The sequence below is a fragment of the Kitasatospora herbaricolor genome (genome assembly GCF_030813695.1).
GTDB lineage: Bacteria > Actinomycetota > Actinomycetes > Streptomycetales > Streptomycetaceae > Kitasatospora > Kitasatospora herbaricolor.
In genome coordinates, this window is sequence record NZ_JAUSVA010000002.1 from 5334074 (window position 1) to 5351009 (window position 16936).

Genomic DNA, 16936 nt, shown 5'->3' on the forward strand with positions numbered 1-16936 from the left:
CTGATGGGAATCGAGGAGAAGCTGCCGAGCGGCTTTCTGCTCACCAGCGTGGAGACCGCCGCGGGGTGGGTGCGCAAGTCGTCGCTGTTCCCGGCCACCTTCGGGCTCGCCTGCTGCGCGATCGAGATGATGACCACCGGAGCCGGCCGCTACGACCTGGCCCGGTTCGGCATGGAGGTCTTCCGGGGCTCGCCCCGGCAGGCCGATCTGATGATCGTGGCCGGGCGGGTGAGCCAGAAGATGGCGCCGGTGCTGCGGCAGGTCTACGACCAGATGGCCAACCCCAAGTGGGTCATCTCGATGGGGGTCTGCGCCTCGTCGGGCGGCATGTTCAACAACTACGCCATCGTCCAGGGCGTGGACCACATCGTCCCCGTCGACATCTACCTGCCGGGCTGTCCGCCCCGCCCGGAGATGCTGATGGACGCGATCCTGAAGCTGCACGACAAGATCCAGCACGAGCCGCTCGGCGTGAACAAGCGCCGCGCCGAGGAGCTGGGCGAGGCCCTCGCGCTGCAGGCCACCCCGGTCAGCGAGATGCGGGGGCTGCTGCGATGACGGACCAGAACGGCACCGCGAACGGCACCGCCGTCCCCGCCACCCGCAAGGAGATCCCGGTCGAGGTGGTCGGCAGGCGCCAGGGCATGTTCGGTGCCCAGGGCAGCGGCGACACCTCCGGCTTCGGCGGCCTCACCGCCCCGATCGCGCTGCCGCCGGCCAGCGTCCGCCCGTACGGCGGCTGGTTCGACGAGGTGGCCGACGAGCTGGAGGGTGCGCTGGAGGAGCAGGGCCTCGACCCGGTCGACGTGATCGACAAGATCGTCGTCGACCGGGGCGAACTGACCTTCCACGTCGACCGCGAGCACCTGCTGCGCACGGCCCGCACCCTGCGTGACGACCCGGCCCTGCGCTTCGAGCTCTGTCTCGGCGTGAGCGGTGTGCACTACCCGTCCGACACCGGCCGGGAGCTGCACGCGGTCTACCACCTGCGCTCGCTCACCCACGGCCGGCTGATCCGGGTCGAGGTCACCGCGCCCGACGCCGACCCGCACATCCCGTCCGTGGTGAGCGTCTACCCGACCAACGACTGGCACGAGCGCGAGGCCTACGACTTCTTCGGCCTCGTCTTCGACGGTCACCCGGGGCTCACCCGGATCATGATGCCGGACGACTGGCTGGGCCACCCGCAGCGCAAGGACTACCCGCTCGGCGGCATTCCCGTCGAGTACAAGGGCGCCCAGATCCCGGCGCCCGACCAGCGGAGGTCGTACTCCTGATGACCACTCACTACGAAGAAGCAGGTGCCCGGGAGACCACCGAGGGGCGGGTCTTCACCGTCACCGGTGGTGACTGGGGCGAGGTGGTCGAGGCCGTCGGCCGGGCGGACGACGAGCGCATCATCGTCAACATGGGCCCCCAGCACCCGTCCACCCACGGCGTGCTGCGGCTGATCCTGGAGATCGACGGCGAGACCGTCACCGAGGCCCGCTGCGGCATCGGCTACCTCCACACCGGCATCGAGAAGAACATGGAGTTCAGGAACTGGGTCCAGGGCACCACCTTCGTGACCCGGATGGACTACCTGACACCGCTGTTCAACGAGACCGCGTACTGCCTGGCGGTCGAGAAGCTGCTCGGCATCACCGAGCAGATCCCGGACCGGGCCAGCGTCATCCGGGTGCTGATGATGGAGCTCAACCGGATCTCCTCGCACCTGGTGTGCCTCGCCACCGGCGGGATGGAGATCGGCTCCACCACCCTGATGATCTACGGGTTCCGGGACCGCGAACTCATCCTGGACATCTTCGAGCTGGTCACCGGCCTGCGGATGAACCACGCGTACGTCCGCCCGGGCGGCCTCGCCCAGGACCTCCCGCCCGGCGCCGTCGACCAGGTCCGCGAGGCGGTCAAGCTGCTCCGCTCGCGGATGCACGAGTACGACAAGCTGGCCACCGGCAACCCGGTCTTCAAGGCCCGGCTGGTCGACGTCGGCTTCCTCGACCTGGCCGGCTGCCTGGCCCTCGGCGCCACCGGCCCGATCCTGCGCGCCACCGGCCTGCCGAACGACCTGCGCAAGTCCGACCCGTACTGCGGCTACGAGAGCTACGACTTCGAGGTCGCGGTCGCCGACACCGCCGACTCCTACGGCCGGTTCCTGATCCGGCTGGAGGAGATGCGCCAGTCGCTGCGGATCGTCGAGCAGTGCCTGGACCGGCTCCAGCCCGGCCCGGTGATGGTGGCCGACAAGAAGATCGCCTGGCCGGCCCAGCTGGCCGTCGGACCGGACGGGATGGGCAACTCGCTCGACCACATCCGGAAGATCATGGGCACCTCGATGGAGGCCCTGATCCACCACTTCAAGCTGGTCACCGAGGGCTTCCGGGTCCCGGTGGGGCAGGCGTATGCGGCGGTCGAGTCGCCGAAGGGCGAACTCGGGGTGCACGTGGTCAGCGACGGCGGCACGCGGCCCTACCGCGTCCACTTCCGCGACCCCTCGTTCACCAACCTGCAGTCGATGGCGGCGATGTGCGAGGGCGGCCAGGTCGCCGACGTGATCGTCGCGGTGGCCGGGATCGACCCGGTGATGGGAGGCGTGGACCGTTGAGTGCCGATTCACCGACCGGCGTCGGGCTCGGAATGCCGGCCCTGCCGGCCAAGCCGTACCCGGCGGACGTCCTGGCCCGGCTGGCCGAGGACGCGAAGGAGCTGATCGGGCGCTACCCCGTGGCCCGCTCGGCGCTGCTCCCGCTGCTGCACCTGGTGCAGGCCGAGGAGGGCTGCGTCACGCCCACCGGCATCCGGTTCTGCGCCGAGCAGCTGGAGCTGACCACCGCCGAGGTCACCGCCGTCGCCACCTTCTACACCATGTACCGGCGCAAGCCCGCCGGTAAGTACCACGTGGGCGTCTGCACCAACACGCTCTGCGCGGTGCTGGGCGGCGACCAGATCTTCGACGAGCTCCAGCAGCACCTGGGGATCAGGAACAACGAGACCACCGCCGACGGCGAGGTCTCGATCGAGCACATCGAGTGCAACGCGGCCTGCGACTACGCGCCCGTGGTGATGGTCAACTGGGAGTTCTTCGACAACCAGACCCCGGAGAGCGCCCGGCAGCTGGTCGACGACCTGCGCGCCGGCGCCGAGGTGCAGCCCACCCGGGGCGCCAAGCTCTGCTCCTTCAAGGAGAGTTCGCGGATCCTGGCGGGCTTCCCGGACGAGCGCCCCGGCGCCGTCGACGCCTCCGGCGCGGGCGGCGCCCCCTCGCTCGCGGGCCTGCGACTGGCCAAGGGCGAGGCACTGCCCGGCACGGCGGGGACGAAGGTCGTCTCGCCCCGGCACGAAGGGACGGAAGCGTGATGACCTCCGCAGAGCCGGCCGAGAAGCTGCTCACCCCCGTACTCTCCGCCTCCTGGGACGACGACCGCCCCTGGACGCTCGCCACCTACCGCCGGCACGCCGGCTACGAGGGCCTGCAGGCCGCCCTCGCGATGCCGCCGGACGACGTGATCGCGCTGGTCAAGGACGCCGGACTGCGCGGCCGCGGCGGCGCCGGCTTCCCCACCGGCATGAAGTGGCAGTTCATCCCGCAGAACGACGGCAAGCCGCACTACCTGGTGGTCAACGCCGACGAGTCCGAGCCGGGCACCTGCAAGGACATCCCGCTGCTCTTCGCCAACCCGCACTCGCTGATCGAAGGCATGATCATCGCCTCGTACGCGATCCGCTGCGACCACGCCTTCATCTACCTGCGCGGCGAGGTCGTCCCGGTGCTGCGCCGGCTGCAGGCCGCCGTCGCCGAGGCGTACGAGGCCGGCTACCTCGGCAAGAACATCCTCGGCTCCGGGATCGACCTCGACATCACCGTCCACGCGGGCGCCGGGGCGTACATCTGCGGCGAGGAGACGGCGCTGCTCGACTCGCTGGAGGGCCGCCGGGGCCAACCCCGGCTGCGCCCGCCGTTCCCGGCCATCGCCGGCCTCTACGCCTGCCCGACGGTGGTCAACAACGTCGAGTCGATCGCCTCGGTGCCGCCGATCCTGGCCCGCGGCAAGGAGTGGTTCAAGTCGCTGGGGACGGAGAAGTCCCCCGGCTTCACCCTCTACTCGCTGTCCGGCCACGTCACCAACCCCGGCCAGTACGAGGCCCCGCTCGGCGTCACGCTGCGCCAGCTGCTGGACATCAGCGGCGGCGTCCGGGCCGGCCACCGGCTCAAGTTCTGGACCCCGGGCGGCTCCTCCACCCCGATGTTCACCGACGAGCATCTCGACGTCCCGCTCGACTACGAGGGCGTCGGCGCGGCCGGCTCGATGCTCGGCACCAAGGCGCTGCAGGTCTTCGACGAGACCACCTGCGTGGTCCGGGCGGTCACCCGCTGGACGGAGTTCTACGCCCACGAGTCCTGCGGCAAGTGCACCCCCTGCCGTGAGGGGACGTACTGGCTGGTCCAGCTGCTCCGCCGGATCGAGGCGGGCCAGGGCTCCGCGGGGGACCTGGAGAAGCTGCTCGACATCGCCGACAACATCAACGGCAAGTCCTTCTGCGCGCTCGGCGACGGCGCCGCCAGCCCGATCGTCTCCTCGCTGCAGCACTTCCGCGCCGAGTACGAGCAGCACCTCACCGAGCGCCGCTGCCCGTTCGACCCGGCGGCCTCCACCGTCTGGGCCGACGCGCACCGCGACGGCCACCAGTCCGCCACCGAAAGGGAGGTGCACGCATGACCATCACCGAGCCATCCACCTCCAAGGCGGCGGTGGAGCTGGTCACGCTCACCATCGACGGCGTCGAGGTCCAGGTCCCCAAGGGGACGCTGGTCATCCGCGCCGCCGAGCAGATCGGCACCCAGATCCCGCGCTTCTGCGACCACCCGCTGCTCGCCCCGGCCGGCGCCTGCCGGCAGTGCATCGTGGAGGTCGAGGGCCAGCGCAAGCCGGTCGCCTCCTGCACGATCCCGGTCGCCGAGGGCATGGTGGTCCGCACCCAGGTCTCCTCGCCGGTCGCCGAGAAGGCGCAGCGCGGCGTGATGGAGCTGCTGCTGATCAACCACCCGCTGGACTGCCCGGTCTGCGACAAGGGCGGCGAGTGCCCGCTGCAGAACCAGGCGATGTCCACCGGCGGCGCCGACTCCCGCTTCGACGGCATGAAGCGGACCTACCAGAAGCCGGTGCCGATCAGCAGCCAGGTGCTGCTGGACCGGGAGCGCTGCGTGCTCTGCGCCCGCTGCACCCGGTTCTCCCAGGAGATCGCCGGCGACCCGTTCATCGACCTGGTCGAGCGCGGCGCGCTCCAGCAGGTCGGCACCGGCGAGGGCGACGACTTCCGGTCGTACTACTCCGGCAACACCATCCAGATCTGCCCGGTCGGCGCCCTCACCTCGGCCGCCTACCGGTTCCGCTCGCGGCCCTTCGACCTGGTCTCCTCGCCGAGCGTCTGCGAGCACTGCTCGTCCGGCTGCGCGCAGCGCACCGACCACCGGCGCGGCAAGGTGCTGCGGCGCCTCGCGGGCGAGGACCCGGCGGTGAACGAGGAGTGGAACTGCGACAAGGGCCGCTTCGCGTTCCGCTACGCGCAGCAGCGCGACCGGCTCACCACCCCGCTGGTCCGTGACGCCGACAGCGGCGAACTCGTCCCCGCGTCCTGGCCGGAGGCGCTGGCCGCCGCGGCCGCCGGGCTCTCCGGCGCCCGCACGGGCGTGCTGGCCGGCGGCCGGGTGACGGTCGAGGACGCCTACGGCTACGGCAAGTTCGCCCGGGTCGTGCTCGGCACCAACGACGTGGACTTCCGGGCCCGCCCGCACAGCGGCGAGGAGGCGGACTTCCTGACCGCCGCCGTCGCCGGGCGCGGTGTCGACCTCGGCGGCACCTCCCACCCGGAGGACGGCGGAAGCGAGGGGGTCACGTACGAGCAGCTGGAGGCCGCGCCGGCCGTGCTGCTCGCGGGCTTCGAGCCCGAGGAGGAGTCGCCGATCGTCTTCCTGCGGCTGCGCAAGGCCAACCGGGCCCGCGGCCTCAAGGTCTTCTCGGTCGCCGACCACGCCTCCCGCGGGCTGGCCAAGCTGCACGGCGCGCTGCTGCCCGCCGCACCGGGCACCGAGGCGGAGTGGCTGTCGGCGCTGGCCGCGGACGAGGCGCTCGGCGACGACGCCGGCCGCGCGGCCGTCCTGCTCCGGGAGCCCGGCGCGGTGATCCTGGTCGGCGAGCGGCTGGCCGCGATGCCCGGCGCGCTCACCGCCGCACTGCGCCTGGCGCACACCACCGGCGCCCGGCTCGCGTGGATCCCGCGCCGGGCCGGGGAGCGCGGCGCCGTCGAGGCGGGCGCGCTGCCCGGGCTGCTGCCCGGCGGCCGGCCGGCCTCGGTGCCGGCCGCCCGCGCGGAGACCGCCGCCACCTGGGGCGTCGCCGAGCTGCCGGCCCGGCTCGGCCGGGACACCGACCAGATCCTCGCGGCCGCCGCGCACGGCGACCTGGACGCGCTGGTGGTCGGCGGCGTCGACCCGTCCGACCTGGCCGACCCGGCGCTGGCCGACGAGGCGCTCGCCCGGGTGCCGTTCCTGGTCTCCCTGGAACTGCGGCCCTCGGCCGTCACCGCGCACGCCGACGTGGTGCTGCCGGTGGCCGCGGTCGCCGAGAAGGCGGGCACCTTCCTGGACTGGGAGGGCCGGGTCCGGATGTTCGAGCCGGCCCTCAAGCCGGACCAGCAGATGGGCCGCCACCTGTACTCGGACGTCCGGGTGCTGAGCATGCTGGCCGACGCGCTGGGCCACCGGCTCGGCCTGCCGGACGTCCGGGCCGCCCGGCTGGAGCTGGACCGGTTCGCCCCCTGGACGGGCGACCGCCCGGCCGCCCCCGCCGCGCACCCCACCCCGCTGCCCCGGCCGGCCACCGGCCAGGCGGTCCTGGCGGGCTGGCGGCAGCTGCTGGACAACGGCTCGCTGCAGGAGGGCGACACCCACCTGGCGGGCACCCGGCACCCGGCCGTCGCCCGGCTCTCGCCGGCCACCGCCGAGGAGATCGGCGCCACCGCGGGCCTGCGCCTCACCGGCCCGGCCGGCTCGGTGGTCCTGCCGCTGGAGATCACCAAGGAGATCCCGGACCGCACGGTCTGGATCCCGCTCAACTCCACCCCCGGCGGCGCCCACCGGGCGCTCGGCACCACGGTCGGCCACCTGGTCACCGTCGCCGCGGCCGAGCCGCCGGCCCCCGTGGCCGCGGCACCCGTGGCCGCGGCACCCGCCGGAGCCGAAACGGAGGAGGCCCGATGAATCACCTCGCCGCCTACGAGACCCTGGGCTTCTTCGGCCGCGACCCCTGGTGGCTGGTCCTGCTCAAGGCCGTCTTCGTGTTCGCCTTCCTGGTCGGGACGGTGCTGATCGCCATCGTCTGGGAGCGCAAGGTGGTGGCCTGGATGCAGTTGCGCATCGGGCCCAACCGGCACGGCCCCTGGGGCCTGCTGCAGTCCCTCGCGGACGGCATCAAGCTGGCCCTGAAGGAGGACCTGGTCGTCACCGGGGCCGACAAGGTGGTCTACATCCTGGCCCCGATCGTCTGCGCGATCCCGGCGTTCATGGCCTTCGCGGTGATCCCGTTCGGCCCGGCCGGCGACGAGATCTCGATCTTCGGCACCCGGACCCCGATGCAGCTGACGGACTTCCCCGTGGCGCTGCTCTACATCCTGGCGACCGCCTCGATCGGGATCTACGGCATCGTGCTGGCCGGCTGGTCCTCCGGGTCGACGTACCCGCTGCTCGGCGGCATCCGCTCGGCCGCCCAGATGGTCAGCTACGAGATCGCGATGGGCCTGTCCTTCGCGGCGGTGTTCATCTACTCCGGGTCGATGTCCACCTCGGAGATCGTCGCCTCCCAGCAGCCGACCTGGTTCGCGGTGCTGCTGCCGGTCTCGTTCATCGTCTACGTCATCGCGATGGTCGGCGAGACCAACCGGGCGCCCTTCGACCTCCCGGAGGCCGAGGGCGAGCTGGTCGGCGGCTTCAACACCGAGTACAGCTCGCTGAAGTTCGCGATGTTCATGCTGGCGGAGTACGTCAACATGGTCACCGTCTCGGCGGTCGCCTCGACGCTCTTCCTCGGCGGCTGGCGGGCCCCCTGGCCGGTCTCGGTCTTCTGGGAGGGCGCCAACCACGGCTGGTGGCCGATGCTCTGGATCACGCTGAAGATCCAGCTGCTGCTGTTCTTCTTCATCTGGCTGCGCGGCACCCTGCCCCGGCTGCGCTACGACCAGTTCATGAAGCTGGGCTGGAAGGTCCTGATCCCGGTCTCGCTGGTCTGGCTGGTGATGGTCGCCAGCGTCCGGGCCCTGCGCAACGAGGGCTACGGCTTCGGCGAGGTGGTGCTGTACGTCGGCGCCCCGATCGGCGCGCTGCTGCTGCTCGCCCTGCTGCGGGACGTGCTGCGCCGCAAGGCGGAGCCGGACGGCGAGGAGGGCAGCCCCGCGAACGGCGGGGCCTTCGACCCGATGGCCGGCGGCTACCCGGTGCCGCCCCTGCCCGGGCAGGAACTGCCGCCCGTCCCGCGGCGGCGCAGCCGGGCCCCGCAACTCCAGGACGCGCTGAACGGCGCCGACCATTCCGAAGGGAGCTGAACCGAGATGTCGGACGATACCGAGAAGTCATCGATCCTGGGCCCGGCCGCAGGCTTCGGCGTGACCTTCCAGGCCATGTTCAAGAAGCGGCTGACCGAGCAGTACCCGGAGCAGAAGAAGCCCACCGCTCCCCGCTTCCACGGCCGTCACCAGCTCAACCGGCACCCTGACGGCCTGGAGAAGTGCGTCGGCTGCGAGCTGTGCGCCTGGGCCTGTCCGGCCGACGCCATCTACGTCGAGGGCGCCGACAACACCGACGAGGAGCGCTACTCGCCCGGTGAGCGCTACGGCGCGGTCTACCAGATCAACTACGCCCGCTGCATCCTCTGCGGGCTCTGCATCGAGGCCTGCCCGACCCGGGCGCTGACCATGACCAACGAGTACGAACTGGCGGACTCCTCCCGCAAGGACCTGATCTTCACCAAGGAGCAGCTCCTGGTCGGGCTCACCGAGGGCATGGTCGACTCGCCGCACGCGATCTACCCCGGCACCGACGAGGGCGCGTACTACCGCGGCGAGATCACCGCCGCCGCTCCCGGTACGGAGCGCCAGGTGCCCGCGTCGCGCCGCAAGCTCGACGAGGAGGTGACCGGGTGAACGCCCTCGCCCTGACCGGGGCCACCTCCACCGGTGAGGCGGTCCAGTTCTGGATCCTCGCCGTGATCGCGGTCGGCGGCGCGCTCGGCATGCTGCTGATGCGCAAGGCCGTGCACAGCGCGCTCTGCCTGGCCGCCACGATGATCGCGCTGGCGGTCTGTTACATGGCGCAGGGTGCGGTGTTCCTGGGCGTCGTGCAGATCGTCGTCTACACCGGCGCGATCATGATGCTCTTCCTGTTCGTGATGATGCTGGTCGGCGTCACCTCCGAGGATTCGCTCAAGGAGCAGCTGAAGGGCCAGCGGTTCGCCGCCGTGTTCTGCGGCCTCGGCTTCGGCGTGCTGCTGATCGCCGGCATCGCCAACGCCAAGCTCGACCACTTCACCGGCCTGGCCGACGCCAACGCCGAGGGCAATGTGCAGGGCCTGGCGCGGCTGATCTTCACCAAGTACGTCTGGGCCTTCGAGGTCACCGGCGCGCTGCTGATCACCGCCGCGATCGGCGCCATGGTGCTGACCCACCGCGAGCACGTGAAGCCCCCGAGCACCCAGCGCGAGCTGGCCGCCCAGCGGGTCAAGGACAACATCCAGGTGCCGCCGATGCCGGCCCCCGGCGTGTACGCGCGGCACAACGCGGTGGACGTCCCCGGCCTGCTGCCGGACGGCTCGATCGCCGAGGACTCGGTGATGGCGACCCTGCGCGAGCGGGGCCAGATCCGGGACGTCAGCCAGGAGATGCTGCAGCGGATGGCCGAACTGGAGGAGACCACCGCCGACTGGCTCGGCCGGCCCTCCTCCGCCCGCCCGCCGGTGGCACCGCCCGAGCAGCGCCGGGCGCTGCAGAAGGTACCGACCGCGAAGTCCCCGTCCGCAGAGGAGGGTTCGGAGTGAACCCCGTCAACTACCTCTACCTGGCCGGCCTGCTGTTCACCATCGGGGCCAGCGGGGTGCTGATCCGGCGCAACGCGATCGTGCTCTTCATGTGCGTCGAGCTGATGCTGAACGCCTCGAACCTGGCCCTGGTGACCTTCTCCCGGCTGCACGGCAACCTGGACGGCCAGATCATCGCGTTCTTCACCATGGTGGTCGCGGCGGCCGAGGTCGTCGTCGGCCTCGCCATCATCGTGTCCATCTTCCGGACCAGGCACTCGGCTTCGGTCGATGACAGCAACCTGATGAAGCTGTAGGCGGAGGGCCCACGGTGAACTCTCTCATTCCGCTGCTCGTGGCGGCTCCGCTGGCGGGCGCCGCCCTGCTGCTGCTCGGCGGGCGCCGGCTCGACCGCTTCGGCCACTGGCTGGGCACGGCCTTCGCCGCGCTCTCCTTCGGCTTCGGCCTGGCGCTCTTCGTGTCCATGCTGGGCCGAGCGACCGCCGAACGGCAGGTCGACGTCAACCTGTTCAGCTGGATCCCGGTGAACGGCTTCCAGGCCGACATGGGGTTCCAGCTCGACCAGCTCTCGATGACCTTCGTCCTGCTGATCACCGGCGTCGGCACCCTGATCCACCTGTACTCGGTGGGCTACATGGCGCACGACGAGCGCCGGCGCCGGTTCTTCGCCTACCTGAACCTCTTCCTGGCGGCGATGCTGCTGCTGGTGCTGGCGGACAACTACCTGCTGCTGTACGTCGGCTGGGAGGGCGTGGGCCTCGCCTCGTACCTGCTGATCGGCTTCTGGCAGCACAAGCCCAGTGCCGCGACGGCCGCCAAGAAGGCCTTCCTGGTCAACCGGGTCGGCGACATGGGCCTGTCGATCGCGATCATGCTGATGTTCGTGGAGTTCGGCAGCTTCGCCTTCGGCCCGCTGCTCGGCTCGGAGGGCACGGCCGGCGCGGTCGGCCAGGCGAGCGAGGGCAAGCTGACCGCGATCGGGCTGATGCTGCTGCTCGCCGCCTGCGGCAAGTCGGCCCAGGTGCCGCTGCAGTCCTGGCTCGGGGACGCGATGGAGGGCCCGACCCCGGTCTCGGCCCTGATCCACGCGGCCACCATGGTCACCGCCGGCGTCTACCTGATCACCCGGTCCGCCTCGATCTTCAACCTGGCGCCGGACGCCCAGACCGTGGTGGTGGTGGTCGGCGCGGTCACGCTGATCTTCGGTGCGATCGTCGGTTGCGCCAAGGACGACATCAAGAAGGCGCTGGCCGGCTCGACCATGTCGCAGATCGGCTACATGATCCTGGCGGCGGGCCTGGGCCCGATCGGCTACGTCTACGCGATCATGCACCTGGTCACCCACGGCTTCTTCAAGGCCGGGCTCTTCCTCGGCGCCGGATCGGTCATGCACGGCATGAACGACGAGGTGAACATGCGGCACTTCGGCGGCCTGCGCAAGTACATGCCGGTCACCTTCGTCACCTTCGGCCTCGGCTACCTGGCGATCATCGGGTTCCCCGGCCTGTCCGGCTTCTTCTCCAAGGACAAGATCATCGAGGCGGCCTTCGCCAAGGGCGGCACCGAGGGCTGGATCCTCGGCGGCGTCACGCTGCTCGGCGCCGCGATCACCGCGTTCTACATGACCCGGGTGATGCTCCTGACCTTCTTCGGCGAGAAGCGCTGGCAGCCGGACGCCGAGGGCCACGAGCCGCACCCGCACGAGTCGCCGAAGAGCATGACCGCTCCGATGATCGTGCTGGCCTTCGGGTCGGTCTTCGCCGGCGGCCTGTTCACCCTGAACAGCTCCTTCCTGCACTGGCTGGAGCCGGTCACCGGCCACGCGGAGGGCGACTCCCCGCTGTCCCCGCTGACCGTCACGCTGATCACCACGCTCTGCATGGTGGCCGGCGTCGCGCTCTCCTACCTGATGTACGGGCGCTCGCCGGTGCCGGTCGTCCCGCCGGTCGGCTCGGCCCTCACCCGCGCCGCTCGCCGCGACCTGCTCCAGGACGACTTCAACCACGCCGTCCTGGTCCGCCCCGGCTCGGCGCTCGCGGCGGCCCTCGTCTACTTCGACAGCAGGGGCCTGGACGGCTTCGTGAACGGCCTGGCCGCCACCATCGGCGGCGTCTCCAGCCGCCTGCGCCGGATCCAGAACGGCTACGTCCGCTCGTACGCGCTCTCCATGTTCGGCGGCACGCTGGTGCTGGTCGCCACCACTCTCCTGATGAGGTCGGTCTGATGGTCGTGACTCGCCCCTACCCCACACGTCAGGAGGTCCGGCCATGAGCTACCTGCTGACCGCCACCTGCGCCGTCCCGGCGGCCGGCGCGGTGCTCACCGCCGCGCTGCCCGCGGGGACGGACGACGGCCGCCGGCGCGTCACCAAGATCGTCGCGCTGGTGGTCTCGCTGGCCACGCTGGCCCTGGCCGCCCTCGTCGCGGTGCGCTTCGAGCCGGGCGGCGCCCGGTACCAGCTCACCGAGTCGTACAGCTGGATCCGGTCCTTCGGCATCACCTTCTCGCTCGGCGCCGACGGCATCGGCACCGTGCTGGTGCTGCTCACCGCGGTGCTCGTGCCGGTGGTGCTGCTCGCCTCCTGGCACGACGCCGACCCGGAGCGCGGCGCGGACGGCACGGCCGACCCCGACACCTTCGAGGGACGCCGCCGCACCCAGGCCTTCTTCGCGCTGATCCTGGCCGTCGAGGCGATGGTCCTGGTGTCCTTCCTGGCCACCGACGTCTTCGTGTTCTACGTCTTCTTCGAAGCCATGCTGATCCCGATGTACTTCCTGATCGGCGGCTTCGGCGACCGGGCGGGCGGCCCCGAGTCGGCCCGTCAGCGCAGCTACGCGGCGGTGAAGTTCCTGCTCTACAACCTGCTCGGCGGGCTGGTCATGCTGGCCGCGGTGATCGGGCTGTACGTGATCGCGCAGGACCAGGGCTTCGCCACCTTCGACCTGCCGACCCTCACCGGCGCCGTCGCCGACGGCAAGCTGGTGGTCAACCCCACCGCCGAGAAGGCGCTCTTCCTGGGCTTCTTCTTCGCCTTCGCGGTGAAGGCCCCGCTGTGGCCGCTGCACACCTGGCTGCCCAACGCGATGGGGGAGTCGACCGCCGGAACGGCCGTGCTGATCACCGCCGTCGTCGACAAGGTCGGCACCTTCGCGATGCTCCGCTTCTGCCTCGGTCTCTTCCCGGACGCCTCGAAGACCTTCGCCCCGGCGATCCTGGTCCTCGCGCTGATCGGGATCATGTACGGCGCGCTGCTGGCCGTCGGCCAGAAGGACATCAAGCGGCTGATCGCCTACGCGTCCATCTCGCACTTCGGCTTCATCATCATGGGCATCTTCGCGATGACCAGCCAGGGGCAGAGCGGCGCGACCCTCTACATGGTCAACCACGGCATCTCCACCGCCGCGCTGATGCTGGTCGCCGGCTTCCTGATCTCCCGGCGCGGCTCGCGGCTGATCGCCGACTACGGCGGCGTGCAGAAGGTCGCCCCGGTGCTGGCCGGCTCCTTCCTGATCGGCGGCCTGGCGACGCTGTCGCTGCCGGGCCTGGCGCCCTTCGTGAGCGAGTTCCTGGTCCTGGTCGGTACGTTCACCCGGTACCCGGTGATCGGCATCATCGCCACCTTCGGCATCGTGCTGGCCGCGCTGTACGTCCTGGTGCTCTACCAGCGCACCATGACCGGCCCGGTGAAGGACTCCGTGCGCGGCATGCACGACCTCAAGGTGCGCGAACTGGCCGTGGTGGCGCCGCTGGTGGCGCTCACCATCCTGCTGGGCGTCTACCCGAAGCCGCTCACCGACATCGTCAACCCGGCGGTGGACGCCACCCTCTCCCAGGTCCACGAGACCGACCCGGCGCCGGCCCACCCGGTGGCCGCCACCCCAGGAGGTGAGCAGAAGTGATGAGTCATTGGCTCGCCGCCGCCGGCGGCAACAGCGCGAGCATCCCCGCGCCGCACGTGGAGTACGGGCAGCTCTCCCCGATGCTGGTGGTCTTCGGCGCCGCCGTCGCCGGGATCCTCGCCGAGGCCTTCCTGCCCCGGCGGGCCCGGTACTGGGCGCAGGTCACCATCGCCCTGCTCGGCCTGGCCGGCGCCTTCACCGCGGTGATCGTGCTCGCCTCGCAGGGCTACGGCAGCACCAAGGTCGACCTGCTGGCGATGGGCGCGGTCGCGCTGGACGGGCCCGCGCTGTTCCTGCAGGGCGTGATCCTGCTGGTCGCGGTGGTCGCGGTGCTCACCTACGCGGAGCGCAGGCTGGAGCCCAGGGCGGGCGGCGTCCCGGTGGACGCCTTCGTCGCGCAGGCCGCGGCCACCCCCGGCGGCGAGCAGGAGCGCGCCGCCGTCCGGGCCGGTTTCGCCAGCACCGAGGTCTTCCCGCTCACCCTGTTCGCGGTCGGCGGCATGCTGCTGTTCCCGGCCGCCAACGACCTGCTGACCATGTTCGTGGCGCTGGAGGTCTTCTCCCTCCCGCTGTACCTGCTCTGTGCGCTGGCCCGGCGCCGCCGGCTGCTCTCCCAGGAGGCGGCCGTCAAGTACTTCCTGCTGGGCGCGTTCGCCTCGGCGTTCTTCCTGTTCGGCACCGCCCTGCTGTACGGCTACGCGGGCAGTGTCCGGCTCGGCGACATCGCCGACGTCATCTCGGGCGAGGCGCCGGCCACCCAGGCGCTGCTCAGCACCACGCAGAACGACGCGCTGCTGCTGATCGGCCTGGCGCTGCTCTCGGTCGGCCTGCTGTTCAAGGTCGGCGCGGTGCCGTTCCACTCCTGGACCCCGGACGTCTACCAGGGCGCCCCGACGCCGGTCACCGGCTTCATGGCGGCGGCGACCAAGGTGGCCGCCTTCGGCGCGCTGATGCGGCTGTTCTACGTGGCCTTCCCCGGCCTGCGCTGGGACTGGCGGCCGGTGATGTGGGGCGTCGCGATCCTCACCATGGTGGTCGGCGCGGTGCTGGCCGTCACCCAGCAGGACGTGAAGCGGCTGCTCGCCTACTCCTCGATCGCGCACGCCGGCTTCATCCTCACCGGCGTGATCGCCACCAACAAGCAGGGCCTGGGCGCGGTGCTCTTCTACCTGCTGGCGTACTCCTTCGTGACGCTCGGCGCCTTCGCGGTCGTCACGCTGGTGCGCGACTCGCGGGGCGAGGCCACCCACCTCTCCAGCTGGGCCGGCCTCGGGCGGCGTTCGCCGCTGCTGGCGGCGGTCTTCGCGCTGTTCCTGCTGGCCTTCGCCGGAATCCCGCTCACCTCGGGCTTCACCGGGAAGTTCGCGGTCTTCCAGGCCGCGGCGGCGGGCGGCGCCACGCCGCTGGTCATCGTCGGCGTGCTGAGCTCCGCGGTGGCGGCGTTCTTCTACATCAGGGTGATCGTGCTGATGTTCTTCTCCGACCCGCAGCCGGGCGGCCCGACCGTGGCCGTGCCCAGCGCGTTCACGGCGACCGCCATCGGCGTCGGCGTCCTGGTCACCCTGGGCCTGGGGCTGCTCCCGCAGTACTTCCTGGACCTCGCGTCGAAGGTCTCGCCGTTCGTCAGGTAGCGGCTTCGCCGCCGGGGTCCGGTCCGCGCCGACCGGCGCGGACCGGGACCCCTCGCTCTTCCCGCCCGTGCCGTCCGGCCCGGGCCCGGTCGGCCCGACCATGACAGACCCGCACGCCCGTGCAGTGATCCACTCGTGACCGGATACCCTGCCTGTATGGCCAGCGGCGGCACTCAGGGACCAGGCCGCTAGATCGACCAGGGACAGGAGTGGTCTTCGTGACCGTCGTGGGACCCTTCGGGCTCAGCGTGCAGGACCGCGATCTGACCCGCGACGTCCAGACCGGCATGGACGCGGTGGAAGCCGCCCTCGCCGAGACCGTCAAGAGCGACGTCTCCTTCATCACCATCACCGCCAGCCACCTGATCGAGGCGGGCGGCAAGCGCTTCCGTCCGCTGCTGGTGATGCTCGCGGCACAGTTCGGCGACCCGTACGCCCCCGGCGTGGTGCCGGCCGCCGTGGTGGTCGAGCTGACCCACCTCGCGACGCTCTACCACGACGACGTGATGGACGAGGCGCCCGTCCGGCGCGGTGCCCCCAGCGCCAACTCCCGCTGGGACAACTCCGTCGCCATCCTCACCGGCGACTTCCTCTTCTCCCGCGCCTCCCAGGTGCTGGCCGACCTCGGCCCGGAGGCCGTCCGGCTGCAGGCCGACGCCTTCGAGCGGCTGGTGACCGGCCAGATCCTGGAGACGGCCGGCCCGGGGCCCGACGACGACCCGCTGCGGCACTACCTCGACGTGCTCGCCGGCAAGACCGGCTCGCTGGTCGCCGTCTCCTGCCGGTTCGGCTCCCTGATGGCGGGGGCCGAGCCGTGGGTGGTCGACATCCTGACCCAGTACGGCGAGCGGATGGGTATGGCCTTCCAGCTCGCCGACGACGTGCTCGACATCGCCAGCGACGGCCACGAGTCCGGCAAGACCCCCGGCACCGACCTGCGCGAGGGCGTCCCGACGCTGCCGATCCTGCTGCTGCAGCAGATGCCGGCCGACCAGGACGACCCGGCCGACGCGCGGCTGCGCGAGCTCCTCCAGCTGGACCTCGCCGACGACGACCTGCACGCCGAGGCGCTGCGGCTGCTGCGCAAGCACCCGGCGCTGGAGCGGGCCCGCCGCGAGACGCTGCGCTACGCCGAGGAGGCCCGCGCGCTGCTCGACCCGCTGCCCGAGTGCCCGGCCAAGGCCGCCCTGCAGGGGCTCTGCGACGCGGTGGCCATCCGCACCATGTGAGACCGCGCCGCACGCGCGGGCGGGCCGGCGACGGCCCCGCTCACGGCCGTCCCGGGTTCGGGCCCGGCGTCCGGGCCGATAGGGAAGACTGACCC

General features: G+C 71.4%; 14 protein-coding genes. All 14 read left to right on the plus strand.

Annotated features, from left to right (window positions below):
- Positions 1-3: 3 nt before the first annotated feature.
- On the plus strand, positions 4-558 hold the full coding sequence (locus tag J2S46_RS23725) for a NuoB/complex I 20 kDa subunit family protein (protein WP_073924110.1): 555 nt from the start codon (positions 4-6) through the stop codon (positions 556-558).
- Complete coding sequence (locus tag J2S46_RS23730) at positions 555-1277, plus strand: NADH-quinone oxidoreductase subunit C (protein WP_191290703.1); 723 nt, start codon at positions 555-557, stop codon at positions 1275-1277. Before J2S46_RS23725 ends, J2S46_RS23730 begins: the two co-directional genes overlap by 4 nt.
- A complete protein-coding gene (locus J2S46_RS23735) occupies positions 1277-2605 on the plus strand; it encodes an NADH-quinone oxidoreductase subunit D (RefSeq protein WP_191290704.1) in 1329 nt (442 codons plus the stop codon). Before J2S46_RS23730 ends, J2S46_RS23735 begins: the two co-directional genes overlap by 1 nt.
- Positions 2606-2637: 32 nt before the next feature.
- Complete coding sequence (nuoE, locus tag J2S46_RS23740) at positions 2638-3357, plus strand: NADH-quinone oxidoreductase subunit NuoE (protein WP_073924113.1); 720 nt, start codon at positions 2638-2640, stop codon at positions 3355-3357.
- A complete protein-coding gene (gene nuoF, locus J2S46_RS23745) occupies positions 3357-4718 on the plus strand; it encodes an NADH-quinone oxidoreductase subunit NuoF (protein WP_191290705.1) in 1362 nt (453 codons plus the stop codon). Before nuoE ends, nuoF begins: the two co-directional genes overlap by 1 nt.
- Positions 4715-7258 (plus strand): NADH-quinone oxidoreductase subunit G, encoded by a 2544-nt coding sequence (locus J2S46_RS23750; RefSeq protein WP_191290706.1) that lies wholly within the window; start codon positions 4715-4717, stop codon positions 7256-7258. The genes nuoF and J2S46_RS23750 overlap by 4 nt, the downstream gene beginning before the upstream one ends.
- On the plus strand, positions 7255-8595 hold the full coding sequence (gene nuoH / locus J2S46_RS23755) for an NADH-quinone oxidoreductase subunit NuoH (protein WP_191290707.1): 1341 nt from the start codon (positions 7255-7257) through the stop codon (positions 8593-8595). Before J2S46_RS23750 ends, nuoH begins: the two co-directional genes overlap by 4 nt.
- A gap of 6 nt (positions 8596-8601) precedes the next feature.
- Positions 8602-9192: an NADH-quinone oxidoreductase subunit NuoI gene (gene nuoI / locus J2S46_RS23760; RefSeq protein ID WP_191290708.1), complete on the plus strand. Its 591-nt coding sequence runs from the start codon at positions 8602-8604 to the stop codon at positions 9190-9192.
- Positions 9189-10082: an NADH-quinone oxidoreductase subunit J gene (locus tag J2S46_RS23765; RefSeq protein WP_191290709.1), complete on the plus strand. Its 894-nt coding sequence runs from the start codon at positions 9189-9191 to the stop codon at positions 10080-10082. Before nuoI ends, J2S46_RS23765 begins: the two co-directional genes overlap by 4 nt.
- Complete coding sequence (gene nuoK, locus J2S46_RS23770; RefSeq protein WP_073924119.1) at positions 10079-10378, plus strand: NADH-quinone oxidoreductase subunit NuoK; 300 nt, start codon at positions 10079-10081, stop codon at positions 10376-10378. The genes J2S46_RS23765 and nuoK overlap by 4 nt, the downstream gene beginning before the upstream one ends.
- 14 nt (positions 10379-10392) lie before the next feature.
- The gene (gene nuoL / locus J2S46_RS23775) at positions 10393-12306 is read left to right on the plus strand and encodes an NADH-quinone oxidoreductase subunit L (protein ID WP_191290710.1); all 1914 of its coding nucleotides are present in this window, start codon (positions 10393-10395) and stop codon (positions 12304-12306) included.
- Between the two features lie 43 nt (positions 12307-12349).
- Positions 12350-13981: an NADH-quinone oxidoreductase subunit M gene (locus J2S46_RS23780; protein WP_191290711.1), complete on the plus strand. Its 1632-nt coding sequence runs from the start codon at positions 12350-12352 to the stop codon at positions 13979-13981.
- Complete coding sequence (gene nuoN / locus J2S46_RS23785; protein WP_191290712.1) at positions 13981-15612, plus strand: NADH-quinone oxidoreductase subunit NuoN; 1632 nt, start codon at positions 13981-13983, stop codon at positions 15610-15612. The genes J2S46_RS23780 and nuoN overlap by 1 nt, the downstream gene beginning before the upstream one ends.
- Positions 15613-15830: 218 nt before the next feature.
- Positions 15831-16841 (plus strand): polyprenyl synthetase family protein, encoded by a 1011-nt coding sequence (locus tag J2S46_RS23790; protein WP_191290713.1) that lies wholly within the window; start codon positions 15831-15833, stop codon positions 16839-16841.
- Positions 16842-16936 lie beyond the last annotated feature (95 nt).